At 64.6% G+C, this 25,554-nt stretch carries 26 protein-coding genes; 13 read left to right on the forward strand and 13 right to left on the reverse strand.

Features of this window, described 5'->3' with window-relative positions; genetic code table 11:
- Window positions 1-71: 71 nt before the first annotated feature.
- Window positions 72-422 (forward strand): hypothetical protein, encoded by a 351-nt coding sequence (locus N539_RS0109690; RefSeq protein WP_028970101.1) that lies wholly within the window; start codon window positions 72-74, stop codon window positions 420-422.
- Here N539_RS0109690 and rsmD read toward each other — a convergent pair.
- A complete protein-coding gene (gene rsmD / locus N539_RS0109695; protein ID WP_028970102.1) occupies window positions 400-939 on the reverse strand; it encodes a 16S rRNA (guanine(966)-N(2))-methyltransferase RsmD in 540 nt (179 codons plus the stop codon). The genes N539_RS0109690 and rsmD overlap by 23 nt on opposite strands.
- Window positions 936-1,748, reverse strand: coding sequence for a pseudouridine synthase (locus tag N539_RS0109700; RefSeq protein ID WP_028970103.1), 813 nt, complete (start codon window positions 1,746-1,748; stop codon window positions 936-938). Before N539_RS0109700 ends, rsmD begins: the two co-directional genes overlap by 4 nt.
- 15 nt (window positions 1,749-1,763) lie before the next feature.
- Between N539_RS0109700 and N539_RS0109705 the strand changes: the two genes are divergently transcribed.
- From N539_RS0109705 to N539_RS16460, 3 genes are all read left to right on the forward strand, one after another.
- Window positions 1,764-2,201, forward strand: coding sequence for a response regulator (locus N539_RS0109705; RefSeq protein WP_028970104.1), 438 nt, complete (start codon window positions 1,764-1,766; stop codon window positions 2,199-2,201).
- Between the two features lie 71 nt (window positions 2,202-2,272).
- Window positions 2,273-4,006 carry an AmpG family muropeptide MFS transporter gene (locus N539_RS16455; protein WP_051531704.1) on the forward strand — a complete coding sequence of 578 codons (1,734 nt, stop codon included), beginning with the start codon at window positions 2,273-2,275 and terminating at the stop codon, window positions 4,004-4,006.
- 46 nt (window positions 4,007-4,052) lie between these two features.
- Complete coding sequence (locus N539_RS16460; protein WP_051531705.1) at window positions 4,053-4,841, forward strand: hypothetical protein; 789 nt, start codon at window positions 4,053-4,055, stop codon at window positions 4,839-4,841.
- Here N539_RS16460 and N539_RS0109720 read toward each other — a convergent pair.
- From N539_RS0109720 to N539_RS16465, 4 genes are all read right to left on the reverse strand, one after another.
- Window positions 4,793-6,013 carry a bifunctional folylpolyglutamate synthase/dihydrofolate synthase gene (locus N539_RS0109720; protein WP_028970105.1) on the reverse strand — a complete coding sequence of 407 codons (1,221 nt, stop codon included), beginning with the start codon at window positions 6,011-6,013 and terminating at the stop codon, window positions 4,793-4,795. The genes N539_RS16460 and N539_RS0109720 overlap by 49 nt on opposite strands.
- 116 nt (window positions 6,014-6,129) lie before the next feature.
- Entirely contained in the window at window positions 6,130-6,987 is an 858-nt protein-coding gene (accD, locus tag N539_RS0109725) for an acetyl-CoA carboxylase, carboxyltransferase subunit beta (protein ID WP_028970106.1), read from the reverse strand.
- The gene (pyrF, locus tag N539_RS0109730; RefSeq protein WP_028970107.1) at window positions 6,984-7,682 is read right to left on the reverse strand and encodes an orotidine-5'-phosphate decarboxylase; all 699 of its coding nucleotides are present in this window, start codon (window positions 7,680-7,682) and stop codon (window positions 6,984-6,986) included. The genes accD and pyrF overlap by 4 nt, the downstream gene beginning before the upstream one ends.
- Window positions 7,679-7,969, reverse strand: coding sequence for a DUF1049 domain-containing protein (locus tag N539_RS16465; protein ID WP_051531706.1), 291 nt, complete (start codon window positions 7,967-7,969; stop codon window positions 7,679-7,681). The genes pyrF and N539_RS16465 overlap by 4 nt, the downstream gene beginning before the upstream one ends.
- A gap of 149 nt (window positions 7,970-8,118) precedes the next feature.
- On the opposite strand from N539_RS16465, the gene N539_RS16470 reads away from it, so the two are divergent.
- Window positions 8,119-9,408: a serine hydrolase domain-containing protein gene (locus tag N539_RS16470; RefSeq protein ID WP_156029865.1), complete on the forward strand. Its 1,290-nt coding sequence runs from the start codon at window positions 8,119-8,121 to the stop codon at window positions 9,406-9,408.
- Between the two features lie 15 nt (window positions 9,409-9,423).
- Here the strand turns inward: N539_RS16470 and N539_RS0109745 are convergent, their stop codons facing one another.
- Window positions 9,424-9,672 carry a hypothetical protein gene (locus N539_RS0109745; RefSeq protein WP_156029866.1) on the reverse strand — a complete coding sequence of 83 codons (249 nt, stop codon included), beginning with the start codon at window positions 9,670-9,672 and terminating at the stop codon, window positions 9,424-9,426.
- A gap of 79 nt (window positions 9,673-9,751) precedes the next feature.
- On the opposite strand from N539_RS0109745, the gene N539_RS0109750 reads away from it, so the two are divergent.
- Window positions 9,752-10,267 (forward strand): hemerythrin domain-containing protein, encoded by a 516-nt coding sequence (locus N539_RS0109750; RefSeq protein ID WP_028970109.1) that lies wholly within the window; start codon window positions 9,752-9,754, stop codon window positions 10,265-10,267.
- A gap of 25 nt (window positions 10,268-10,292) precedes the next feature.
- Entirely contained in the window at window positions 10,293-11,150 is an 858-nt protein-coding gene (locus tag N539_RS0109755) for an MBL fold metallo-hydrolase (protein WP_028970110.1), read from the forward strand.
- On the opposite strand, the gene N539_RS16475 is transcribed toward N539_RS0109755, so the two are convergent.
- The 3 genes from N539_RS16475 to N539_RS0109775 all read right to left on the reverse strand — a co-directional run bounded on the left by N539_RS16475 (window position 11,151) and on the right by N539_RS0109775 (window position 15,531).
- Window positions 11,151-12,452 carry a L,D-transpeptidase family protein gene (locus tag N539_RS16475; RefSeq protein WP_081774305.1) on the reverse strand — a complete coding sequence of 434 codons (1,302 nt, stop codon included), beginning with the start codon at window positions 12,450-12,452 and terminating at the stop codon, window positions 11,151-11,153.
- Window positions 12,453-12,570: 118 nt separating this feature from the next.
- Window positions 12,571-13,122 carry a L,D-transpeptidase family protein gene (locus tag N539_RS16480; protein ID WP_051531709.1) on the reverse strand — a complete coding sequence of 184 codons (552 nt, stop codon included), beginning with the start codon at window positions 13,120-13,122 and terminating at the stop codon, window positions 12,571-12,573.
- Between the two features lie 333 nt (window positions 13,123-13,455).
- Window positions 13,456-15,531, reverse strand: a complete 2,076-nt coding sequence (locus N539_RS0109775) for a hypothetical protein (protein ID WP_028970111.1) — start codon at window positions 15,529-15,531, stop codon at window positions 13,456-13,458.
- 119 nt (window positions 15,532-15,650) lie between these two features.
- Here N539_RS0109775 and N539_RS0109780 point away from each other — a divergent pair, with 119 nt between their 5' ends.
- Window positions 15,651-16,283 (forward strand): PilZ domain-containing protein, encoded by a 633-nt coding sequence (locus N539_RS0109780; RefSeq protein ID WP_028970112.1) that lies wholly within the window; start codon window positions 15,651-15,653, stop codon window positions 16,281-16,283.
- Window positions 16,284-16,293: 10 nt separating this feature from the next.
- On the opposite strand, the gene N539_RS0109785 is transcribed toward N539_RS0109780, so the two are convergent.
- Both N539_RS0109785 and N539_RS0109790 read right to left on the reverse strand, forming a co-directional pair.
- Complete coding sequence (locus tag N539_RS0109785; RefSeq protein ID WP_028970113.1) at window positions 16,294-16,662, reverse strand: hypothetical protein; 369 nt, start codon at window positions 16,660-16,662, stop codon at window positions 16,294-16,296.
- A 51-nt stretch (window positions 16,663-16,713) separates the two neighbouring features.
- Entirely contained in the window at window positions 16,714-19,002 is a 2,289-nt protein-coding gene (locus N539_RS0109790; protein ID WP_028970114.1) for an ATP-dependent helicase, read from the reverse strand.
- A 1,002-nt stretch (window positions 19,003-20,004) separates the two neighbouring features.
- Here N539_RS0109790 and N539_RS0109795 point away from each other — a divergent pair.
- Window positions 20,005-20,604 (forward strand): hypothetical protein, encoded by a 600-nt coding sequence (locus tag N539_RS0109795; RefSeq protein WP_156029867.1) that lies wholly within the window; start codon window positions 20,005-20,007, stop codon window positions 20,602-20,604.
- 6 nt (window positions 20,605-20,610) lie between these two features.
- On the opposite strand, the gene N539_RS0109800 is transcribed toward N539_RS0109795, so the two are convergent.
- Entirely contained in the window at window positions 20,611-20,982 is a 372-nt protein-coding gene (locus tag N539_RS0109800) for a cupredoxin domain-containing protein (RefSeq protein ID WP_156029868.1), read from the reverse strand.
- A 344-nt stretch (window positions 20,983-21,326) separates the two neighbouring features.
- Here N539_RS0109800 and N539_RS17810 point away from each other — a divergent pair, with 344 nt between their 5' ends.
- The 4 genes from N539_RS17810 (at window position 21,327) to N539_RS0109820 (ending at window position 25,420) form a co-directional block, all read left to right on the forward strand.
- The gene (locus tag N539_RS17810) at window positions 21,327-21,737 is read left to right on the forward strand and encodes a hypothetical protein (protein WP_156029869.1); all 411 of its coding nucleotides are present in this window, start codon (window positions 21,327-21,329) and stop codon (window positions 21,735-21,737) included.
- Window positions 21,637-22,989 (forward strand): DNA-packaging protein, encoded by a 1,353-nt coding sequence (locus N539_RS0109810; protein ID WP_231463006.1) that lies wholly within the window; start codon window positions 21,637-21,639, stop codon window positions 22,987-22,989. The genes N539_RS17810 and N539_RS0109810 overlap by 101 nt, the downstream gene beginning before the upstream one ends.
- Before the next feature lie 73 nt (window positions 22,990-23,062).
- The gene (locus N539_RS16490) at window positions 23,063-23,887 is read left to right on the forward strand and encodes a hypothetical protein (RefSeq protein ID WP_197018397.1); all 825 of its coding nucleotides are present in this window, start codon (window positions 23,063-23,065) and stop codon (window positions 23,885-23,887) included.
- A gap of 72 nt (window positions 23,888-23,959) precedes the next feature.
- On the forward strand, window positions 23,960-25,420 hold the full coding sequence (locus N539_RS0109820; protein WP_028970118.1) for a phage tail protein: 1,461 nt from the start codon (window positions 23,960-23,962) through the stop codon (window positions 25,418-25,420).
- The last annotated feature ends 134 nt before the right edge of the window (window positions 25,421-25,554 follow it).

The raw sequence follows: 25,554 nt of genomic DNA on the forward strand, positions 1-25,554 counted from the left end.
CGGCCTTCGCCGGGGAACAGATGTGGATACGGTCACGAGCCGATGAGTTAAGCGTCGCAAAGGAGATTGAGATGGCGAAGAAAGCGACGGTCAAAGCGGGCGCAAAGCCGAAGAGAGCAAAGGTCGCGTCCAAGTCGAAGGCGGTCGTCGACCGCCGGACGGGCGGCAGGCGCTCGAGCGACAATTACGGCGATGCGTTCATCAAGCTGCTGCAGAGCCCGCTGGTCGCCGAGCTCGTGGCGGCGGCCGCAACGGCCGCGCTCGCGGCGCTGGCGCAGGAAGGGATCGGCGGTCGCGGCCGTGGCGGCAACGCGGTCAAGCGCGCCGGCAAAGCCGCGGCCAAGGCGATCGGCGACCGGCTCACCACCGAGGTCGACGAAATAAAGAAAGCGGCGAAGGCTAGGCGCGGCGCAAAAGCGTAAGCCGCGCGCGGCCGACGTCGCGGGTCGCGTCGACGATCAGGGTACCGGGATCGACCGTGTCGGCGCGGCTGGTCTCGATGCTCATCCAACCGCCGGGCGCGAGCCAATCGGCCTTGGTGATCGCCTGGACGACGACATTGCCTGCGCCTGGACCGTACGGCGGATCGGCGAAGATGAGGTCGAACGGCTCGGAGCGGGGCAGGGCCAGCGCCGAGCCGCCGAGGATGTGGACGCGGTCCGATGCGCCGAGTTTTTCCGCATTGCGGCGGATGGCCGCCGACGCCTTGACGTCATTTTCGACGAAGGTCGCTTGCGCTGCGCCCCGCGACAAAGCTTCGAAGCCAAGCGCGCCGCTGCCCGCGAACAGGTCGGCGACGCGCAAATCCTCGAACGAGCCGAGGCGGCTCGCCAGCATCGAGAACAAGGTCTCGCGCACTCGGTCGGCGGTCGGGCGGGTGGCCTGGCCCACCGGCGCCTCGATGACCCGCCCGCGCCAGTGGCCGGCGATGATCCTCATTTGAGCGTGTTGCGGAAGGCCTCGAGCTCGCCGCGGTCCATCTCGTCGATCTGTCCCGGCTCTAGCCCTTCCAGCGTCAGCGGGCCGTAAGCCGTGCGGATCAGGCGCGAGACCTGGAGGCCGAGATGCTCGAGGACGCGCCGCACCTCGCGGTTCTTGCCTTCGGTCAGGCTCATCTCGATCCAGCAATTGCGGCCGGTACGGCGCTCGAGGTTGGCGTCGATCGAGCCGTAATGGACACCGTCGATAGTGATGCCCTCGGCCAACTGCTCCAGCTGCGCCTGGCTGACGGTGCCGAAGGCGCGGGCGCGATAGGTGCGGACGACTCCGGTCTTCGGCAGCTCGAGCTGGCGCTTCAGCTCGCCGTCGTTGGTGAGCAGCAACAAACCCTCGGTCAGGAAGTCGAGGCGCCCGACCGGCATCAGTCGCGGCAGCCCGCTGGGCAGCTTGTCGTAAATCGTCGGACGGCCCTTGAGGTCATGCGCGGCGGTCAGCGTGCGCTGCGGCTTGTAGAAGCGGTAGAGCCGGCTGGCCTTGGCCGGGCGCACCGGACGGCCGTCGACCGTCAAGCCGGCGACGTCGTTGAGCAGGGTCGCCGGCGTGGTGATCTTTTCTCCATTGAGTGCAATGCGGCCTTCAGCGATCATGCGCTCGATTTCCCGCCGGGAAGCGATGCCGGCGCGGGCGAGCAGCTTGGCGATTCTTTGCGGCCCGTCCGTGCGCTCCTGCGGCCGGGCGGACGTGTTACGTCCGCCTTTTCGCGGGGGCGGCACAGAAGCGCGCTTGGTTCGTTGCGGTGGCGAAGTCATTGGGGCTGAATATCGATGCTGTTCGGGAAGCGTAAGCAGATCGTCAAGCGGATCCTCATCGTCGAGGATGAGCCGTTGACCGCCTTCGACAATGAGAATTTCCTCGGCGAGGCGGGTTATCACATCGTCGCCACGGTCGACGACCTCGACGAAGCACTCGAGATTCTCGAGCGCGAGGAAGTGCATTTGATCCTCAGCGACGTTCGTCTGCGCAAGCAGCAGACCGGCATCCATCTCGCCAAGGCGGCTAAAGTGAAGGGCGTCCCGACGCTGTTCGCGACCGGCAATCCCTATCCCGGCGCGGCGGACATCGCGGTCGGCTGCCTGACCAAGCCCTACACCGAGCGGCAGCTGACCCGGGCGATCCAGTGCGTCGACAAGCATCTGCAAGGCCAGACAGTGAAGCCGCCCAAGGGCCTCGAGCTGTTCATCGCGGTGAGCGAGCAGGAATAGGCTTCGAGCCGTTCATCGCGGGGCTAGGCAGGCCGTGAAAGCTGGCTAAGCTTGAGCCTCAACAGGGGAAGATGCCGGTGGCCGCAGCACAACGTCCGACGGGTTGGAGGCTGCTGAAGGCCGCGCTCCAGACGCGCAAGTCCTCGACCATGCTCGCCTTCGGCTTTTCGTCGGGGCTGCCGTACGCGCTGCTGATCGGGACGCTCAACGCCTGGCTCGGTGAAGCGAAGATCAACCTCGCGACGATTGGCGTGCTGTCGTGGATCGGCTTGAGCTACAGCTTCAAGTTCCTGTGGTCCCCGCTGGTCGATCGGCTGAAGCTGCCGGTCCTCGAACGCATCGGCCGGCGCAAGAGCTGGATCCTGATGTGCCAGGGAATCATGATCCTCGGGTTCGCCGGGCTCGCCGCAACCAACCCCGCCACGAACATCGGCACCTTCGCGATTTTTGCGGTGATCACCGCGCTCGCATCGGCCACGCAGGATGTCGCGGTCGATGCCTGGCGCATCGACGTCGCCGACGAGCAGACGCCGGTCGAGCTCCTCTCGTCGGTTTATCAGTTCGGCTATCGCATCGCTTCCATCGTCGGGGGCGCACTTGCGCTAGTGCTCGCCGCGCGAATGTCCTGGTCGCTGGTCTACCTGCTAATGGGCGGTCTGGTCGGCGTCGTTGCGCTGATTGCCTTTCGCGCCCCGGACACCCCGCGCCCCGACGTCGGCATGCTCCATAAGGAGCTGGCCGAGCCCGGGGCACTCGAGCCCCGCGCCCGCGGGATAGCGCTCGGAATCGTCGGCGTGAGCTGGGCCTGGGCGATCTTCACCATCGGCCATTTCATGGTCTCGATGCTGACCACCGCGCCGGGCGAGAAGCAGCCGTCGGTCGCCGATTTCACCAAACATTATGCGCCGTGGATCATCTTTGCGACGGTGATCGTGCCGCTGATCGTCGCCTCGGTCAGCAACTATTTGCGCGACCGGAAGCGCTATGTCCTGACGGAAACCGACCCGACGCACACCTCGGGGCGAACCGCGATGAACCATCTCTATGTCGCGCTGGTGGCTCCCTTGAGCGAGCTCGCCGGCCGGCTCGGCTGGGGCGTCCTGATCGTGATCGGGCTGATCCTCACCTACACGCTCTGCTACAATATCTGGTCGAGCTTTGCCTTCCCCTTCTACCTCGATTTCCTCCATTATTCGAAGGACGAGGTCGCGTTCGCTTCGAAGGTGTTCGGCATCTTCATGACGATGATCGGGATCGCGCTCGGCGGCTATCTGTTCGCACGGCTGGGGCGGCTGCCGACGGTGCTGATCGGCGCGATCCTCCCGGTATTCGGCAACTTCGTTTACGCTGACCTCGCCGAAGGTGGGCTGCGTCTCGACGCGGTCGCCGGGACCATCGGCCTGACGCAACTCTTCGGGTTGTTCGGCTTCGACGAGCGGATGGTGCGCCTGCTGCTGGCGATCTCGTACGAGAACATCTCGACCGGCATCGCGGGGGCGGCGTTCGTCGCCTATTTGTCGGGCATCGTCAGCAAGCGCTTCACCGCCGTCCAATATGCGCTGCTGTCGTCGCTGACCTTCCTCATCGGTTCACTCGGACGCGGCATCGCAGGGGAGGCGGTCGACATCTACGGCTATGCGACCGTGTTCCGCTGGACCGCCGCGGCGGGCGCGTTCGCCATTCTCTTCGTGGTGCTCGAATGGTTCCGAGTTGCGGCCGAAGGGCGACGCGCGCAGGCGGCCGTGGCGCCGAGCGTCGATCGGGCGAGCGGACGCGCCAGCTCCTCAGCCACGGACGCCCGTTGATCATGGATTAACCCCCTGCCCATCAATGTGAGATAGGGCGACGCTGATGCCCGTATTCGCGCTGATCATTGCGGTTCAGGTGTTTCTGATCGTCGACGTCATCCGGCGGCGGCGCCCGACGGTCTGGATCATGGCCTTGATGTTTCTGCCGGTCGCGAGCGCGATCGCCTATTTCATCATCGAGATCCTGCCTGGTCTGCAGCACAACCGGCACGTTCGCGTGGCGCGTGAAAAAATCGTCGACAAGTTCGATCCGGAGCGCGAGCTTCGCGCGGCACGGGAGGCGCTCGAAATCGCCGATACCGTCGCCAACCGGATGCGGGTGGCCGACGCGCTCACGGCCCTCGAGCGTCACAAGGAAGCGCTGCCCCTGTACCGGCTTGGGGTTGGTTTGAGGCCAGATCTCCGCGGAGGCGAAAAGCTGGCGCGGTCGCTGTACTTGAACGACCAATCGCAGGAAGCGTTGGAGACGCTCGAATCGCTGCCATCGACCACCGGTCAATCGGACCGCGACAGGCTCTCGCTGCTGCGCGCTCAGATTCTCGAAGACCTCGGACGCAATGATGATGCGTTGCCGCTCTATGCGGATGTCAGCAAGCGGCTGCCGGGCGACGAGGCGCGTTGCCGCTATGCCGCGCTACTGCTCAAGATGGGGAAGCGCGGTCAGGCGATCCTCGTACTCGAGGAAGTCGAGCATCGGATGAAGCGGATGGACCGCCACAGCCGTGCGGCGGCGGCTCCGATGTACGACTGGGCGATGCGCGAGCTAAATGCCTTGCGCGGAAATCAGTCCGGCACTTCGCCGTTGGCCCCGAGTGCCTCTCCCGCGAGGTAAAGCGAGCCCACGACGAGCCGCGGCGCCGGCAAGTCCGCAAGCGCTTCCTGGATAGAAGCAGCCGCGCGCCCGCCGAAGCGTCGAGCGAGCTCCAGTGGATTGCGATGCTCGTGATCGGGGACGGGCACGAAGGTCAGCGAGAGTGCGTGCGGCGCGAGCGCGGCGACAATTGCCTCGGCGTCCTTATTCGCGAGAATGCCGAGGACGAGGTGCATCGGCCCTCGCTCGGCCAATAGATCGGCGAGCGCGGCCGCGGCCGAAGGATTGTGGGCGCCGTCGATCCAGGTGGGTACGCCGCGGGTGAGCGGGCCATCGCCGAGTTGCTGGAAACGCGCGGGCCAGCGCGCCTCCTTGATGGCGTCGGCAAAGGTTGCGCGCGGAACGCGCAACCGGTCCTGGATCGCGAGCATCTCCCACGCGAGCGCGGCGTTGCGGCGCTGATGCGGTCCGGCGAGGCTGGGTCGAAGCTCGGCGTCGACCGTCCAATCGCGGCCTTCGAGGAATAACGGCGCGCCGCGCTCGGCGGCGATCCTGGCGATCGCTTCTTCCGCTGCGGTGGGTTGAGCAAGACTGACGAGTGGAACGCCGCGTTTGGCAATGGCGGCCTTCTCGCCAGCGATCGACATGATGTCCGAGCCGAGGAACTGCTGATGGTCGAGACCGAGGCTGGCGATCCCGGTGACCAGGGGCTGCTCGATGACGTTGGTCGCGTCGAGCCGGCCGCCGAGACCGACTTCGAGGATGCAGGCGTCGGCCGGAGCCCGGGCAAAGGCGAGGAAGGCGACGACCGTGGCGACCTCGAAGAAGCTTGGCTCGATCCCCTCGCTCGCGCCGATGACTTCGTCGAGAAGGTCGGCGAGAGCCGGATCTTCGACAAGCTTCCCGCGGACGCGGATGCGCTCGTTGAAGCGGACCAGGTGCGGGCTGGTGAAGGCGTGGACCTGGTAGTTGGCGGTCTCAAGCCCGGCCCGAAGGAAGGCGCAGGTCGAGCCTTTGCCATTCGTGCCGGCGACATGGAAAACCGGGGGCAGCCTGTCTTGCGGCCGGCCCAACCGTTCGAGCAGCTCGGCCGTGCGCTCGAGGCCGAGCCGGTCGCCCGCGGGCGATTGCATGGCCAGCCGATCGAGCTGCGCCTGAACGCGGGCGTCGGTCGAGCGGGCGAAATCAGGCATTTAGCCCTCTCCCCGGCGGGGAGAGGGAAGGGAGAGGGGGTTCGGCGATTGAAGGGACTCGCCGGCGCGGCGCCCCCTCACCCCAACCCTCTCCTCGCCGGGGAGAGGGGGTTTGCTCACGCCGCCTTTTTCGCTTTCGGGCACAGGTAAGAAATGAGCAGCCCCAGCTTCTCTTTGAGGTCGCCGCGCGAGACGACCATGTCGATCATGCCGTGCTCGAGCAGATATTCGGCGCGCTGGAATCCCTCGGGAAGCTTTTCCCGGATCGTCTGCTCGATCACCCGTTGGCCGGCAAAGCCGATCAGCGCGCCCGGCTCGGCCAGCTGGATATCGCCAAGCATGGCGTAAGAAGCGGTGACCCCGCCGGTGGTGGGGTCGGTGAGCACGACTATGTAGGGTAGACCGGCCTCCTTGAGCTCGGCGAGAGCGACGGTCGTGCGCGGCATCTGCATCAGGCTCAGGATTCCCTCCTGCATGCGAGCGCCGCCGGCGGCGGTGAAGAGGATGTAGGGCGCCTTGTCTGCGATCGCCGCGCGCACTCCAGCGACGAAGGCGGCGCCCACGGCGATGCCCATCGAACCGCCCATGAAGGCGAAATCCTGCACACCCAGGACGACCTTGCGCCCGTCGATCTTGCCGCGGGCATTCACCAGCGCGTCGCGCTCGCCATTGGCGGCCCGCGCGGTTTTCAGGCGGTCGGTATAACGTTTCGTGTCCTTGAACCGGAGCGGATCCTCCCTGACCTGCGGGGCCGGCAGAAGGTCAAATTGAGCGGTATCGAACAATTGCTCGAAGCGCTTGGTCGGGCCGATGCGGTCGTGGAAGTCACAGCGTGGACAGACGCTGTAATTCTCTTCCCATTCCTTGACGAACACCATCGTTCCGCATTTGCCGCACTTGTGCCACAGGTTCTCGGCGCTTTGGCGTTTGGGGAGGAAGGGGATGCCGCTGCGCACCCGGCTCAGCCAGCTCATGCGATGTCCCTCAGATCTTCGATATTCAAGCTCGCCGCAATTTCCTCGATGGCACGTTTGGGGTTCGGCGCTGCCGTAATCGGGCGGCCGATTACCACCACGGAAGCGCCATCGCTCAAGGCTTCAAAGGGCGTAACCACACGCTTTTGGTCCGCAACCTCAAAGCCATCGGGCCGCACGCCAGGAACGACGAAGAAACCCTCCGGCCAAATGTCACGGACCGCCGCCACTTCCCGCCCTGAACAGACGATGCCGTCGATGCCGGACTCGACCGCCAGCTCAGCGAGGCGCTCCACCTGCTCGGCCGGGGAGCCGGCGATGCCGGTCTTGGCCAAGTCGGCGGCGTCGAGGCTGGTGAGCACGGTTACGCCGACGACTTTCGTGCCGGCCGGTGCGGCCGCCTTCGCGGCCGCCATCATCTCTCGACCGCCGGCTGCATGAACGGTCAGAATCGCAGGGGCGAGCGGCGCGATCGCCGCGACCGCCTTGGCGACCGTGTTGGGGATATCGTGCAGCTTGAGATCGAGAAAGATCGGCATCCGGTGCTCGGCTACGCGGAGGACGCCGTCGGGGCCATTGGCGAGGAAGAACTCGAGCCCGAGCTTCATTCCGCCCGCGATGCCGCTGACGTCCCGCGCAATCGCGGCGGCGCGGTGTACATCGCGGGTGTCGATGGCGACGAAGATCGGTTTCATATGACCGGCATCTCGGGTTCGTCCGCGACGGGCTCGGGCGCGGCCATCGTCGCTCGCTGACGATCGACGGCTTCCAGCCGGCGCCGCACGCTCCACAGCCTGGCGCGCATGATCAGCCAGGTTGGAAGCCAGGCAAGCAGGAACGCGACCAGCATCAGGATCGGGATCTTCACGTCCGCCTGGATGTTGCCCCACAGATTAAGAGTGACGTCCGTCCAGTTGCGCACCGCGAACAACGCCACCAACACCGCGAGCAGGACCCAGAAGACGGTCTTCAGGAATTGCATGCCGCGCGCTTTAGGCGAGGTGGCGGATCAAAGCCAGAAGCGGCGAGTTTCGTCGCGCAACAGAGTCGCTTCATCGCAAGCTCGGCGCTCAGGGCGTTGAGGGCCGGACCGCCTCCAGCCACACTTGGCACGGGCGGGAGAGGGACGAGTTGCAGACAGCACATAAGATCGGTTTGGGTGCGTTCATCCTCCTGATGGGAGCGTCGCTGCTGGCGATGCGCCCCCATGCCGCGGACGATCGGGCGTTCCGGATCGCACGGGCTCATCTGAAGCTCGCCTCGGTCTCGACTGCGGACCGGCGGGATGTCGATTATCGCCTGCTCGACGCCCGGCTGAGGCAACTCATGACCAAGCCGACGATGGTCGGCATGGCAGTCGGCGTCGTCGAGAACGGACGCATCACCTTCCTGCAGGGCTATGGCGAGACCGAGGCCGGGTCGGGCGATCGGGTGACACCGGACACGGTTTTCCGCTGGGCGTCGACGTCCAAGGGCGTCGCCGCGACCATGGTCGCCAAGCTCTCGGAGCAAGGCAAGATTAGGCTCGACGCGCCGGTCGCCGATTATGCCCCCGACCTCAGGCTGCCGAATGGGAACGAGCGGGTCGCGACCGTCGGCGATTTGCTGTCGCACCGCCTGGGCCTGTACCGGAACGCCTACGACAACAAGCTCGAGGAAGGCCAGGACCCAAGCTTCCTTCGCGCCAGCCTGGGGCAACTCAGCGCGGTGTGCGCGCCCGGCACATGCTGGGATTATCAGAACATCGCCTACGATGCGTCGAGCGAGATGGTCTCCCGCGTCACCGGCTTGCCTTATGAGCAGGCGGTCGAGCGCTATTTGTTCAACCCGATCGGCATGAGCAGCGGCAGCGTCTCACTCGCGGGCCTGGAATCGAACCGGAGCTGGGCTCGTCCGCACACCGCCGGCAAGCGCGCGCTGCCGATGGTCGACACTTATTACAAGGTGCCCGGCGCGGCGGGCATCAACAGCAATATCAAGGACATGTCGCTGTGGATGCTGGCGCAGATGGGGGAGATGCCCGACGTGCTCGACGCGCGCGTGCTCAACACCGTTCACGCACCCTACGTCGTCACCCCGACCGAGCGCGGCCGGTTGCGCAAGTTTCTCGAGCGCGTCGGCACCGCCTGGTACGGCTACGGCTGGCGCAGCTACGATTATGCCGGGCATCGGATCGTCGGCCATCGCGGCGGAATCCGCGGCTACCGGTCTTTCATCCTATTCGACCCGGAGAAGAAGAGCGGCGTCGTCGCGTTGTGGAACAGCGACACGTGGCAACCGGGAGGACTGGAGTTCGAAGTGATGGACATGATCTATCACTTGCCCTTCCGCGACTGGCTCGAACTCAACAAATCGGCCGCGGAATCGATCGCCGGCGCCGACAACGAGGCCGAGGCCAACAATGGCGACGGCGGGCATTAGCCGCTTGGCGCCGGCTCAATGGTCGGCCTTGCTTTGCGCTTCCTTCTCGGTCCGCTTGAGCTTCCGCACCTCATCGAGGTGGGCTTTGTAGCGCGAGGCCATGCCAAGGATCGAGGTCGCCATTCCCCCGATCAGGACCGGCAAGTGCCAACCGGGCTCACCGGGTTTGGGCCAGGCGATTGCCCCCAATAGGAAAACGCTGGCGATCGAGATGAGATAGCCGAGTCCCTTCCAGTCGATGCCTCGTCCAACAGGCGTGGTCACGGTTTCCGGATGCATGGCCGAGGAACACCAAGCCTTGGAGAATGTTTCGTTTTTCAAACCCACAGGGAGAAATCGAGACATGGCTGACAGCAAACCACAAGATGCAATCGCGCTGCTGAAGGAAGACCATCGGACGGTTGAGGATCTCTTCGCCCAGTTCGAGAAAGCGAGCGGCGATGGACGCAAGCAGAAGCTTGCCGCGGAGATCTGCCTGGAGCTTTCAGTCCACGCCACGATTGAAGAAGAGATCTTCTATCCGGCGTGCGAGGGGAAGGTCGACGAAGACCTGCTGAAGGAAAGCTATGTCGAGCATGACGCAGCCAAGATCCTCATCGCGCAAATCGCGGCAGGCAGCGAGGAGAGCGACGAGTTCTTCGACAGCAAGGTGAAGGTGCTCCAGGAGGAAATCGAGCACCACGTCGAGGAAGAGGAGAAGCGGATGGAGGGCCTGTTCGCGCAGGCGCGCAGGGCCGGGCTCGACATGGACGCGCTGGGTGAGCAGCTCGCCGCCCGCAAGCAGGAGCTGACCGAGACCTACAAGACGACCGGCCTGCCGACGCCGGAGCTCACGACGATGGACGAAGTGTCGGTCTGACCGCTTTGATGGCATAAGGGCGCCGATGCCTTCGGCGCCCGACATTACCGCATTCTTTGACGAGGCGACCAATAGCGTCAGCTATCTCGTCGCCGATCCGGCGAGCGGCCTCGCGGCGGTGATCGACCCCGTGCTCGATTTCGATGGCGCGAGCGGCAGGATCGGGACAGGCTCGGCCGACAAACTCCTCGCCGTCGCCGCGGCCAAAGGGCTGACCATCGCGTGGGTGCTGGAAACTCACGCGCATGCGGATCACCTGTCGGCGGGAAGTCTGATTCGGGAGCGCACCGGCGCCAAAATCGGAATCGGCGCCGGCATTCGAGAAGTCCAGCAGGCGTTCGCCCCGATGCTCGCTGTCGACGACCTGCGGCCCGACGACTTCGATCGGCGGTTCGAAGATGGCGACACGATCTCCGTCGGTGAGCTGACCATCGAAGTCCTGATGACGCCTGGCCACACCCCGGCTTGTGTCACCTACCGCGTCGGCGATGCGGCCTTTGTCGGCGACACCTTGTTCATGCCCGACTACGGGACCGCTCGCTGCGACTTTCCCGGCGGCAGCGCGCGGCAGCTCTTCCGGTCCCTGCACCGTATCCTCGCGCTGCCGCGAGATACGCGGCTGTTCACTTGCCATGACTACAAGGCGCCGGGCCGCGACGTCTTCGCGTGGGAGACGACGGTCGGCGAGCAGATCGATCACAACACCCACGTCGGCGACGGAGTGGAGGAGGAGGCCTATGTCGCCATGCGCGAAGCCCGCGACGCGACCCTGAAAGCGCCAAAGCTGCTCTATCCCGCCATCCAGGTGAACATCCGCGGCGGCCGCTTGCCGCCGGCGGACGACCAGCGCCGGCGCTATCTCGTGCTGCCGCTGACCTTCTAACTACTGCAGCGCGACGACGGCGGCGCCGGCGCCTGCGTCCTTCGCATAAGGATCGTCGGCGAAGCTCAGCCGTCCGCCATCCGCCTGCGCCGTCAGATAGGTGATGTAGATCGGCACCGGGGTCGGCAGTGGGACATTCTGCTCGGGCTCATGAGTCGCGGCCCGCGGATCGCGCTGGAGCATCCAGCGGCCAAGCCGCGGCGCATCCTCGAGGCGAATGCAGCCGTGGCTGAGGTCGCGGTCGCCGGAGGCGAACAGCTCCTTGTTGGGCGTGTCGTGCAGATAGATGTCGTACGCGTTGGGGAAGCCGAACTTCATTCGCCCCATCGAGTTGGCCGGCCCCGGGAGCTGCCGCACCTTGACCTGCATCTTTCCGTTGGCGACCGCCATCCAGTTGATCTTCGATGGATCGAGCAGCCTGGCTTGTGCGCCGTCGGGCCCGTCCGCGGCCAATACCTGGTAGCCGCGGCTCTTGAGATAATTGAGGCCCTGCTGGAGCACATTGGGCGCGATGAGCGACCGGATCATGTCGTCGGACACGTGCCAATAGGGATTGAGAGTCGCATAATAGATGGTGCTGGCCAGCATCGGCGTCTGGCTCGACGATTTGCCGACGATGACCTTCATCTGATCGACCACGCGGCCGTCCTCGATCATGTACAGCCGTGCGCTGGCCGCATCGACCATCACATATCGCTCCTGGAACGGCATATCGCGAACCCGGTCGAGGCTGGTGAGTACTCGCGGATCGATCCGGCCGCCGCTCGCCAGTGTTGCGCTCCACGCCGCTTCCCGCAGCTGCGCATAGATCGGGTTGACGCTGGAAATGCCGCGGACATGCGCCGAAAGCGAAGGCGCTCTCGCTGCCCGAGCGAGGATCTGCGCTGCGCTTTCGCTCCGCGGCCGGACCCATGCGTCGGCGTAGACCATGCCCGCCGGCGGGGTCTGCAGGCTTTGCACATATTTCACCCAGGCGACCGAAAGGAGCTGGTCGGCGCCGGCCAATGCGCTGCGGTCACCAGCCATGGCGCGCTGCATCAACGCTTGGGCCTGCGCGGCCAGCGCCGGTCCGCGATCGAAGCCATCGAGCGGTGCGCGCTGGAGGACCGAGATGAGCTCCTGTGCGGCCGAGCTGCCGGGCCCGAACCACAGAGGTGCGCCGTGTCGGCCGGCATAGAACGCCGCCACCGATGGATCGGCTGAAGCCACCAAGGCGAGAGAAGGGCTGTTGGCCGCAATCGCAGGCACAACCGGGGTCATCAGCGCCGCAGCTGCGGCACTGGCCAGAATCGAGTTTTTCACGTCCGGAACTCTCTAACTGTTTCAAGCTCTTGCGAGCGTTTGACTGCAAAACGCAGGACGCCGCAGCGGGTTCAAAATCTTATTGACGACGCACTTGATCCGCCGGGCGAACATGTCGTCACGCGCCGATATAGACCGGCGTGCCGACGTCGGTGACCGAGAACAGCTTCTTCGCGAATGCCGGGGGCAGCCTGACGCAGCCGTGAGAGGCAGGGACGCCGGGGTTGTAGCCGGCATGCAGCGCAACCCCGTAGTCGGTGACGAACTGCGCGAACGGCATCGGCGCGTTGTCGTACTTTTTCGAACGATGCATCGGGGTCTTGGACAGGATCGAGAAGGTACCTGTCGGCGTGTCCCGCCCGGCCTGGCCGCTTGAAATCGTCGAGACGGCGACCAGAGTGTCACCGCGGTAAAGGAAGGCAAGCTGGTCGGACAGACTGATGACGACCCGTTGCCGCCCGCCGGCCGAAACGTTTCGCCACAGATACTGACCGGGCTTAAGCGCCTTCGGTCCGAACGCATCGAGCATGTCGATCCGCGCTTGAGACGCCGCGTCGCTCGCGACCATTTGTGCTTCGAAGGTTTCCAGCGCTGAAGCGGGTGTTGCGGACACGGAGAACCCAAATACGCACGTTCCCGATAGCGCCAGCATGAGGGCCAGCCGCTTCATTTTCACACCTGAACTTTTCTGTTGACTTTTGCGGCAAGAATGCACTGCCTCCGAGTCGGGTTCCCAGAAAACTGCGGTAGGTGCTCAGAGTGGCCGCCTCTCGGGAGGCGGAACTTGAAGGACGGGTTGTCCCTAAGTCTGTAGATTCAAGCGGTTTTCTGCGAATTACTCACCAATACGGCGAGTCCATCCAATGATATCCTGCGTGCGGGCGAACGACCTCGCCCAGGGGAGGGTTTTGAGATGGAATATGAGATCGAACGCAGCCGGACCTGGCAGCTCGCCGCGCTGCTGTTGACCGTGGCGGTTGTTGGAGGGGCGCTTGCCTTCGCTCTAGCCGGATAATTCGGTTCGCCGCTCAGCGAAGGAGCCGAAGAAGCGGTCGAAGAGCCAGACGCCAGTGACCGTGACGGTTTCGCCGGCGCGCAACCCGCTTTCGGCGGCGTCACGAAGGCCGCGCCAGGTCGCGAGATCCGGGCGGATGGCTGCCGCCTTGGTCGGATTCCATTCGCCGTGCGACGGAGCATCTGCCCCGAGCGGCCACACCCGACCGAGAGCTAACGTGGATCGCAAGGCTTCCACTCGCAGGCGCTTCTCGCCTTCGACGAAATCGGCATAATCGGCCCTGTGCGCTTCCTCACGGTGGAAACTGATCGAAAGGACAGACGCCGCTAATCGGGCCGCATCCGATAACCGCGCCTTCTCGAACGGAATAGGCGCTTCGTCACGTCCGCCCCCGCCGTAAACGTAGTTGGGCTCGTGGTAGTGACGCTCGCCGAGATCGACTGGTAGGTCGTCCGTTCGCCGCCATTGCTTCACCGGGGCATAGTCTGACCATTCCCCAGTATCCGGCTCTCGCACGGTCTCGTCATAGTGGAGGGGCCGGTCGACGGTACGGGCCAGCTCGGCGGTGCGCCACAGACCATCGTAAAATCCACCGGAGGTCACCAGGCGCTGCGGTGCCGGGCCGGTCTGTTCGCAATCGGCCCAGGACAGGATCGCGTCCTCGATGAATTGACGCATGCAGTCCCAATGGGCGGGCTGGGGCAAATCGCGCCCGGTTTCCGCCCGCCAAAGCCCGAGACACGCGTGGTGATCGATCCGCCACGGCCGGAGCTCCTGGTAACGATGCCGGCCTTGCCGGACGACGACCGGCCAGTCGAGACCGCCACCGGCGCATCGCAACAGAACCGAAGCGCCATCGGTGTCGGCATCGAGTAGCCGTTCGAACGTGAGGCTGGAACCGTTGGGCCCCACCAGACGGGCCAATTCTCGGTCGAAGTTGATTCCACTGCGAGCGACGGTGACGAGGGCCGGCGGCGGGGCGTCGGCGAAAGCCGCGACAAATTCATCGGTGGGAAGCGTCCGGGCCGCCCATGATCGCGATTTGAGATAGCCGGCCTGAATCCAACCTCTGTTGAGCTCGACCAGCTTGGGCGGTGCGAACACGCGCCTCTCGGTGAAGGCGCCACTTGGCACCTCGAACAAGGCCTCCGCAAAGCTCTCTGCTGCTCGCTCGACCAGAACCGGGTCTGCATCCCAATTCTCGCCGCCGCGATGATCTCTTTTCGGCTCCTTCCACAGAAGGCCGAGCAATCCTTTCGGGAACTCAAGGCTGGCGGGACGAAGGTTGTCTAGCCGGCGGGCGCCCAGCTCCACGCTCGCATAGTCGCCGACGTACCAGCGATCCTCCTGCCCGCGATAGCGCCCCGTGATCCTGTATCGATCCGAGACGAAATCTTCGTCGACATATGTCGCCTGTAGCGCGCCATTTTCATCCTCTTCGAGCAGGATCGCGCGGTCCTCGCAGGTAAGTGCGGGACCGCGGTCGATCATTGCCGCCAGACCCTGTTTGACGGCTCGCGACGAGGCGGACTTGGCGAGTGCGGCGCGGCTCGGTGCCGAAACGGCGGCATCGAGCGGGCGAAAGCTCCAGTGCCGCTCTACCGCATCCGGCTCCAGCACGCGGCCGCTGAGGAAAAGGCGTTGAACGCGGGCGCGCTCGTAGATGTGGTACCGGTCCCGAACAAACCTTCCGTCGCTCCAGCCGCCCTCTACAGCGACAAAATCAGGAATCTCGCCGAATATCTGCATCGGCCAGCAGGCGAGGCCGTCGGCCGCAATTTGCTCGAATGCCGCCCATTGCGCGTAGCAGGTTGGTGAAGGGCCCCGCGTGAAATCGGCGCGCCAGTAAAGATCCCGATATTGGCTCTGAAACCCGATTGGCCGGTGCTGAACTAGCAAGGGACTTTGGCCTTGGGTGCAGCCGATCAGGAACCGGAACCAGTGGCCCCCTCGGAAATCGAATTCTTGGTCCGCTGTGCCGAGGTATTTCAGGAAGGCACCGTCGTCGCGCACGAGCACCGTTCCGGCTTCATTCCACGACCAGCAGCCGAACCAACGTCCCATGAGTCATTCGCCCCTGAGGCCGAAATCTAGCCTCTGGCGCCAAGGCAGCAAGCGGTTGTCGTTAGCGAGTTGTTAGTTTCGCTGCGTCAGAGGTTTCACGACACGTGCCGGATGATGCAATGACGGACGCCGCCTCAATCACCGTCGTGGTCATGGGAGACCTGCTTCCGTGGCCCGAAGACGAACGGGTACCCGATGCGGGGCCGTTCGATCCGGCCGCCATCCATCATTGCGGGACCCGCCGCGAATGCGTGATCCGGAGGATTTCCTCGCTGGGGGTCACCGTTGGAAGCGACCTCGTGCCAACGCTCGGCGACCGCGTCGCGGTCGAGCTTGCAACCGGCCAGCGCCCCGCGGGGAAGATCGCTTGGACGGGGGCCCGACAGCTCGGTGTGTGCTTCGAGGATTCGATCGACGTAATCGCCCTGCTCAACCGCAAGCTGATCAGCCAGGACCGCGAGCGCCGCACCATGCCGCGAGTCGAGGTTCGCGCGCCGGTCCAAGTGAAGAGCGGCGAGCATTTCTGGTATGCGACGCTGCGCAACATCTCCGCCAACGGCCTGCAACTAGAAGGCAACGAGCTGCCGGCGCTCGGCGCTTATGTGACGCCCTTCATCGAGGGCCTTAATGTTCCGTCAGGCGAGGTCGTGTGGAAACGCGATGGGCGGGTTGGGATCGAAGTGATGGAACAGCTGAGCTGGACATCGATCATCCCGTGGATCCGGGCGACAGTGAAGAAGAGCGCTAACTAGGCGAACGGCGTTACGATTCGCGGACCGGCGAGAGTTCGGTGCCAAGGATGCATAGCACCCAGATGCCCAAGGTAGCGGCCAGCCGATGGAGATCGTCCGGGGATATTCCTTTTGGCGGCACGAACAGCAGAACAACCGCGAAGATCGCGACGTACACGCCGACGAGGCTGAGCATGTAAGCGCGCCGCTCGGACGTCGACAGCATCCGCAAGACCATCACTGTCCCGGCAAGGAGCACGACGAGCGTAACGTAGTCCCGGAGCGCGAGGGCTTGCATCGTGCCGAGGTTCGCGCCGAGGAGCGCGCCGAAAAACAGATTGAGGCCATCGATCGCCCCGACTTTCCCGCCGGCCGTGGTTCGTAACAGCTTTTTGATCATCGGCTTTCTCCACGGACGCATCGCGATCGACCGTCGCTCAAGGATGGGATTTCACTCGGCGCTAACGAAGCTGTCCAGCACCTTCTTGCGGCCAGAATGCTCGAAGTCGATCTCGAGCTTGTTGCCTTCGATCGCAGCGATGGTGCCGTAGCCGAACTTGCCGTGGAACACGCGCTGGCCGAGCGCGAGATCGTCGCGGCCCTTGTTGCCGAGGCTGACAGCGGAAGCGCGCGCTTCGATGATCCGCTGCGGTTCGGGATTGAAGCCGCCGCGGCTGGCCCGCTGCCAGCCTGGCCCTCGCGTTGAAGCGCGCATCGATTGCGCAGGTCCCAAGTGAGCAAAAGGATCAGCCCGCTCCGACCATTGGGCGCGCCACAGGCTCTCGCCGCCGGTCATGGTTGTCTCTTCTTCCACATGCGCCTTGGGCAGCTCGGCGAGGAACCGCGACGGGATCGAGCTGGTCCATTGGCCATAGATGCGCCGGTTTGCCGCATGCGAGATCGTTGCCTTGCGACGAGCCCGGGTGATCGCGACGTAAGCAAGCCGCCGCTCTTCCTCGAGCGCGGCAAGCCCGCCTTCGTCGAGCGCGCGCTGCGATGGAAACACGCCTTCTTCCCAGCCGGGAAGATAGACGACGTCGAACTCAAGGCCCTTGGCGGCGTGAATGGTCATGATTGTGACGCGCTCGCCCTGGCGCGCCTCGTCATTGTCCATGACCAGCGACACATGCTCGAGAAACGCCTGGAGCGAGTCATAGTCTTCCATCGCCCGGGTGAGCTCGGCGAGGTTCTCGAGCCGGCCAGCGCTTTCGGCCGAGCGATCGGCCTGAAGCATCGCCGTGTAGCCACTCTCGTCGAGCATGATCCGGGCCAGCTCGGGATGCGGCAACTCGCTCGCCATCTGCCGCCAGCGCGCCAAGTCGGCGATGAAATTGCCGAGGCTGCGGCGAGCCTGGGAGGTCAGCTCATCGGTATCCAGCGCGGCCGCGGCAGCGAGGAGAAGCGGCTGCTGCACTGCTCGGGCGTGGCGATGAATGGTGGCGACGGCCTTGTCACCGAGACCGCGTTTGGGCTGATTGACGATCCGTTCGAAGGCGAGGTCGTCGGCAGGCTGAACGATCAGACGGAGATAGGCGATCGCATCGCGGATCTCGGCCCGTTCGTAGAAGCGGAAACCGCCGATGATCTGATAGTTGAGCCCGATCGATATGAAGCGCTCTTCGAACTCGCGGGTCTGGAACTGGGCACGGACGAGAATCGCGACATCATCGAGCGACTTGCCCGCGGCTTCGTGGCGCTCGACCTCTTCGCCGATGCGGCGAGCCTCTTCCGGGCCGTCCCAGACGCCAATGGCGCGGACCTTTTCGCCATCGCCGGCCTCGGTCCACAGGGTCTTGCCGAGGCGCCCGGCGTTGTGGGCGATGAGGCCGTCGGCCGCTGCCAGGATGTGGCTGGTCGAGCGATAGTTCTGCTCGAGGCGGATGACCTTGGCGCCGGGGAAATCATGCTCGAACTTGAGGATGTTGGCGACCTCGGCGCCGCGCCAGGAATAGATCGACTGGTCGTCGTCGCCGACGCAGCACAGGTTGCGGCGCGGCTCGGCGAGCAGCTTCAGCCACTCATACTGCGCGCTGTTGGTGTCCTGATATTCGTCGACGAGCAAATAACGGAAGCGGTCGCGGTAGCGCTCGAGCACGTCCGGATGGCGGCGGAAGATCACCAGCATGTGCAGGAGCAGGTCGCCGAAGTCGCAGCAGTTCAGCGTCTTCAGGCGGTTCTGATATTGGGCGTAGAGCGCGGCCCCGCGACCCGCGGCAAAAGCCTCGGACTCGCCGGCGTCGACCTGCTCCGGAGTCCAGCCGCGGTTCTTCCAGCGGTCGATCAGCGCAACGAGCTGGCGCGCCGGCCAGCGCTTTTCATCGAGGTTGGCGGCACTGATGAGCTGCTTGAGAACGCGGAGTTGATCGTCGGTGTCGAGGATGGTGAAATTGGACTGGAGTCCAACGACCTCGGCGTGGCTTCGCAGCATGCGCGCGGCGACCGAGTGAAAGGTGCCGAGCCACGGCATGCCCTCGAGCGCGCCACCGGAGAGGCGCCCGACCCGCTCGCGCATCTCGCGAGCCGCCTTGTTGGTGAAGGTGACCGCGAGAATCTGGCTCGGCCACGCCAGCCGGGTCGCGATCAGATGGGCAAGCCGCGCCGTCAGTGCCGCGGTCTTGCCGGTGCCCGCACCGGCAAGGACGAGCACCGGGCCTTCGGTTGTAAGCACCGCTTCGCGCTGGGGCGGATTCAGGCCCTGAAGATAGGCAGGCTCGGGACTGAGGGCAGGAGATTCAGGCACTTGGCCGAGGTAGGCGGGGGAGAACGGAACGGCAACCGCGACGGCTGCCTCGAGTTGAGGCCGGATTCGCGATTCGCAACAAGGTTCCGACGGTTGTTACCGATATCCCCGTTATCCACAGGCTTCTCACCCAATTTTTCGCTTTTGCGACTCGGCGGACATGTGCATGGTTATCAGGTGATCGGGACGGCGGTCCCGGCCTCCCCAAGAGCCGGCAACGGCAGGCGGGAGCGGCAGGTGACCAAAGGTCCGATCTCCGCCGGCAGGCGATGTTGAAGCTCTTCGGAGCGGAAGCGCTGTCAGTCGGTATGAGGCGCCGGAAGAGTTGATCTTCCTCTAGCGCGACGCGGTTTTGAAGCGGTCTTCGGATCGGTGAGAAGCAAAGCGGGACGCAAGAGTGGTCGACCCAAGAAGGGCCGCAGAACATCGGACGGTTTTGGCTTTGCCAGGCCGGACAGGGCGAAGGACCAGCGAACCCTCGGGCCGCGCAGTCTGGTAGGTCGGTTGGGCTCCTCGCAAGAGGGAGCGGTTCGATAGGAAGCGACGCCTGAGCTGGTGAGCCAGGATCGAGAGCGGGTTGGGGCCTTCGGGTTTTAACCAAGTTGCGAACACCGGCATATCCTTCGCTCGGCGCAGTGGGGGCTGGCAGCAATGCCGGCCCCCATTTCCTTTGTGCCAACGCGCTTCGCTTATTGCCACAAAGGGTACTTCGCTGCCGAGACGGCAGCTTCGTTTCCTTTGAAGCGACGGCTGCGCGGATTGCTCCAAAGGCTAGTTCGCCGCCGAGACGGCAGCTTCGGTTCCTTTTCAGGAACTCCCCCAATCATCGACTGAGCGCAAAGTGGCGGCGGTCCGGCGCGGCGGCGACGGGGCGGGCGAGCGACCTCCCCGCGCCGCGCGAGCAATGCTGTTGGACACGAAACCGAACGTTGCGCGTTAGGGGGTGCAGGTGGGCGGCGGCAATTCAGTCGCCGGAGCGGCGGGCACGTCGGAGTGTTTCAAGTGATCCGCACCCTTGCCGCCTTGGCCCTGCTCACTGCTTCAGCCCACACAATCGCCGCTACCTCGGCCACCGATCAAGCGACACCAAAAGCCGCCAAGCCAAACGCGAGCTCGAAGGCCGACCCGGTCCTCAGCCCAACCTCCGAATGGTGGGAAAAAGTGACCGTCACCCTCGCCGGCGACGGCAAGTCCAACTCCTGCCGCTATGAGACCAGCCTGGTTCCCGAGACATCGAAGGACTGCGACGTGAGCGGCGACCCCAAGGCGCTCGGCGCTGACGCGCCCCAGTCCAAGGACCAGTTCACGCGGCTGACCTTCGAGCGCCGCTTCAACCCGGGATCGATGGCGCCCCAGGACGCCGCGCTGCAGACCGGCGACACGTTGCTCGGCCGCCAGGTCCTGTCGCTGGCGATCGACGCGGCCGGCAAGGTGAAAGGGTGCCGGGTGATCGCGAAATCGGGCGACATGACTCCGGCCTACAATTGCGAGGATGCGCAATCGGAGCATTTCGAAGCGAGCGCGGCGAAGCCTGGCGCCGCCGACGCGCACGAAGGCTTTATGACCATCCTCGTCTACGGCCACGAAGAGCATCTGGTCTGACGCGACCTAGTTGACGATGATCTGATCCGTCATGCCCATCGTGGCGTGGAGGAAGTGGCTGCAGTGCGCCTTGTAGACGCCGACCCGTGGAACGAGGGTGATGCGGCGCGTTTCGCCGCCGGCCAGCTCGATCTCGCCACCCGGCGCAGCGCCAGTGATGATGCGCGAGCTGGCGAAGAATGATTTCGCAGTGAAATCGTGGCCGTTGCCGGATGAGTTGACGAAGGTCAGCGTGACCGGCCGGCCGGCGGCAAGGTGAATCGGCCGCGGCGTGAAGCCATAGCTGTAGACTTGCACGACATAGCTGGCGGGCTGCGCCGCACCGGGCGCGCTGATCGCGAGCAAAAGAGCAGTGCCGAGAAACCGGAATGAACGCATGAGTACCTCCGCGCGGTATGTGCCCCCGATGCCGTGAACGGTTCAGATGACCACAACATCGAATAACCAAATAGGTAAAATAACGCTTGACATCGTGACGCTCATCAGGTACACCAAAGGCACAGTGAAGAATTGCGAGTCGGGCCGCTCCTCCGGGAGTTCGGCCCTTTTTTATTGGAGTAAAAGTGCCACGGAAGAAGCAGCTGACATTGGTCGCCGCGAGGAAGCCCCACCTGCGCAAGCGAGCCAAGCGGGATTGGTCGAAAGCCAAGGCGCGGGCGTTCCTGGAGGCGCTCGCCGACACCTGCAACGTCAGCGAAGCGTGCCGCCGAAGCGGCGTGCCGATGACCGTCGCCTATCGCCGCCGCAAGATGGACGCGGCGTTCCGCGCCGAGTGGGCGGAGATGATCGCGATCGGCTACCACCGGCTGGAAGCAGTGCTGCTCCGGCGCGCCTTCGAAGGCACCGTGAGGGTGATCACCAAACGAGACGGCAGGGAAGAGCGGATGCACGAATATCCGAACCAGCTCGGCCTGCAGCTGCTCAAGATGCACCGCGAGACTGCGCTGGAAATAGACGACGGGATGGCCGCCGAGGACGTCGATGAAATCCGCGAGCGGCTGGTCCGCAAATTGCAACGGCTGAAGAAGCGGGATGAAGCGCAGGAAGCGGAAAGAGCCCAATTACGGGGTGATGCGCCACGAGATGGCGATGCTGAAGAATGCAACGGAGGACCAACAAAGACGGGCGCTTAAGCATGCCACGCCCGAGAAGCTGCTCTCGCTCGATGCCGCCTTCGAGCACTGGGCGCACGCCAACCAGCTGCCGCCGAACGGTGAGGGCTGGCGCGTATGGCTGATGATGGCGGGACGCGGGTTCGGGAAGACCCGCGCCGGCGGGGAGTGGATCTTCCGCCTTGCCGAAGGAAAGCCCAAGAGCCGCATTGCGCTGGTCGGGGCGACGATCGCGGACGCACGCAGCATCATGGTAGAGGGTGTCAGCGGCTTGCTGACGATCGCGCGGCGGTTCCGCCGGCGGCTCCGCTGGCAACCTAGCCTCTCGCGCCTGACCTGGCCCAATGGGAGCGAGGCGCAGTTGTTTTCGGGCGACAATGGTGACGGACTGCGCGGGCCGGAGCATGATTTTGCCTGGGCGGACGAGCTGGCGAAGTGGCGCGAGGCCGATCAGGCATGGGTGAATTTACAGTTCGGGCTGCGGCGGGGCCCGAGGCCGCGGGCGTTGGTTACGACCACCCCGCGGCCACTTCAGTTGCTCAAGCAGATCGCCGACGATCCGTGGACGATCACCACGCGCGGTCGAACCAGGGACAATATCAATTTGGATGAGAAGACGATCGAGGTGCTGACCGCGACCTATGGCGGAACGCGGATCGGGCGGCAGGAGCTCGACGGCGAGATGCTGACCGACGTGGAAGGCGCGCTGTGGACCTGGGAGATGATCGACGGGGCGCGGGCGGAGCCTCAGAGGAGAGAGGATTTCGACCGGATCGTCGTCGGGGTCGACCCGCCGGCGGGCGCCAGCGAAGGATCGGATGCCTGCGGCATCGTCGTTGCCGGAGCAATCGGCGAGACCCTGCACGTTCTCGAAGACGCGAGCGTCCGCGGGCTGAGCCCGGAAGGCTGGGCCAACCGGGTGGCCGCGGCGGCCGCGCGATGGGACACGCATCTGGTCGTGGCCGAAGCCAACAATGGCGGAGCGATGGTCGAAAGCGTCCTCAAAGCCGCCGATCTGGGGCTCAGGGTCCGGTTGGTCCACGCATCGAAAGGAAAGAGCGCGAGAGCGGAGCCGATCGCGCTCAGGTTCGAACGCGGGAAGGCGCTGTTCGCCGGGAAGTTTCCGGCACTGGAGGCGGAGCTGGCGGGATTGCAGGCCGGCGGCGGTTACGAAGGCCCGGGACGCTCGCCCGACCGCGCCGACGCGATGGTGTGGGCGATGACGGCATTGAGCGAGGCGCGGAGCGGGGTGCCGCGCGTGAGGAGGTTGTGAAGACCAGCATGGCCGTTGGGTAACTGGCGAACTGTCCCGACCAAAGGTAGACGACAGGCCAGGGGGAAGCGGTATGGCGACAATTGCCGGGGGATTTTTCGAGCGCGAGCGTCGGCCCGATGCGCTATCCGGCACCCCGCGAGCGCATGCCATCGACCGCTGGATCTTCGTCGGCATGGCGGTCTGGTTCATCGCCATTACGCTGACCGGGTTCATCCCGGATTCGATCATGAAAGTCGGAATGGTGCAGGCCGGTGCGCGGCCGCCGTTCCCGATCGTACTGCACATGCATGCGGTTCTGATGGGATCGTTCCTGCTGATCTTGTTCACGCAGACGTGGCTGATGGCGACGGGGCGGCGCGGGCTGCACATGCAGCTCGGCGTCCTCGGGATGGTAGTAGCCGCCGCGCTTGTGGCGGTCGGCTTCGTCCTCGCGCCAACGATGTATTATCAGACCTGGAACGCCTTGCAGTCGGCTCCGCCCGCGGGCCGGGCGGAGTTGCAGCAAGTGCTCTCGGTCAAGGACAACATCCTGCTGCTGCAGATGCGGATCGGAATCCTGTTCCCGCTGTTCCTGGTGATCGGCCTGCGCGCACGAGGGGCAAACGCGGGATTGCACAAGAGAATGATGTTCCTGGCGACAGTGATGGCTCTGCCGGCCGGCATCGACCGGATCAGCTGGCTGCCAACGGCCTTCCCCGCCAGCCCGCTGTCGGTCGACCTGTATACCGTGCTGGCGATCTCGCCGATGCTCGTTTGGGACTTGGTCCGCAATCGCCGGCTGCACGAGGCCTATTGGATCTGGTTCGCAGTTACGATCCCGGCCGCGGTCGTGGTGAACCTGTTGTGGGATACGGCGGCGTGGCATGCGACGGCGAGGCAGATTCTCGGCGTGTGACACCTCGCCAATCCGGGCGACATTAGATTTACCAAGGGCTCCTTCGGGAGCCCTTTTCTTTAGGAGCGAGCGATGGGGTGGTTCGGGCGCATTTTGACATTCGAGGTCGTGGCCGACGCCGACGCGCCGACTGCGGGTGAAATCCTGTTTGACAGCTCGAATGGCGCAATTGCCGACGTGGGCGGTCGATCGATCGGGGGCTACGCCTGTTATGGCGCTTCCATCAAAGCCGCGGTGAAACCGCTGGTTGATTGCTGTGCCATCGACCTGCTCGACGACGGACTACAGCTCAGGTCCGTGCCGTCTGCGCTCCTGCCGATTTCGGATTTCGACCTGGGCTACAGCGCCGATGGCCAAGCATCATCGAAGATCGAGCGCGTGCAGGCGCCTGCACGAGACGTGCCGACCTCGCTCCGATTGAGCTATTATGACCCGGCACTGGACTATCAAACAGGCGAAAGCCGAGCGAGCACAGGCGAGCAAGACGGCAAGGAGGAGCGCGTCGAGTTGCCGGCCGTGCTCCCGGCGAGCATCGCAAAGTCGCTCGTCGAGGAAGCGATGGCCCGCGCCTGGGCGAAGCGCGACAAGCTAACCCTGCGTTTGCCACCAGCGCAACTGGACCTCCGGCCTGGAGTGCGATTGGAGATCCCGCTCAGCCCCTCGCACTGGACGGTCGAAACCTGCAATATCGAATCCTTCGTGGTCATTGCCGAGCTCCGGCCATGTCGCCCGACCGGGCTGGCGCTCATCGCGGACTCCGGCCGCATAGCTAGCAACCCAGACGTCGTCGTCGGGGATCTGACGCTGGCACTGTTCGAGACGCCCGCGGCTCTTTCTCTTCCCAACGCGCCATCGGTGATGCTGGCCGCGTCCTCATCAACGACCGGTTGGAAAAGCCGCGGCGTGGAGGTCGGCGTAGGGAATCAGGGCAGCATTCTCCGAACGCCCGCTCGAAAGTCCAAGCTCGGACGAGCGTTGAGCGCGCTGGCCTCAAGTGGCGATCCGGTGATTAGCGTCGACATAGAAATGGTCGATGCCAACCAATGGCTAGTGAGCTGCGACGATGACGCCCTGGCCCAAGGGGCGAACGCGGCAATTCTTGGCCGGGAAATCGTTCAATTCGGCGATGCGGTTCCGATCGGCCCGGGGCGGTTCCGGCTCTCTCGCCTTCTCCGTGGGCGCGATCGTACGGGATGGGCCACGGTTGGGCATACGACCGACGAATGGTTCGTGCTGATCGAAACCGATGCCCTGCGCGTCATCGAACTTCCGTCCTGGTCGATCGGAGCGCAAGCATCCGCCAAGGGAATCGGAGCGGGAGCAGGAGCTGCCGAAGCGCACGCAACGATCGGATGGGGAGGGTTGCGGCCGCTGAGTGGATCGGCCTTGCTTCTCGACGGAGTACAAGTGGTCGGAGCAAGATGCTCGGCCATTGCCTCGCCGACGGGCGGAACCACCATTGATACGCAGGCGCGCTCGACCCTGAATCAGCTGCTCAGCGCGCTCCGTCAGCACGGTCTGATCGAAATCTAAGAAATGCCAATGTTACAGTCGGTTGTTCGACTCTCGGGCGTCAAATGAGGCTTTTTGGCAACAGCCCGAGGCATTCCCCACCTTGCGCGGCACTCAGCGCTCTCATAATGTGCTTGCAGTTCAGACTTTGAACG

The sequence above is a fragment of the Sphingomonas sp. URHD0057 genome, from assembly GCF_000620665.1.
GTDB lineage: Bacteria > Pseudomonadota > Alphaproteobacteria > Sphingomonadales > Sphingomonadaceae > Sphingomicrobium.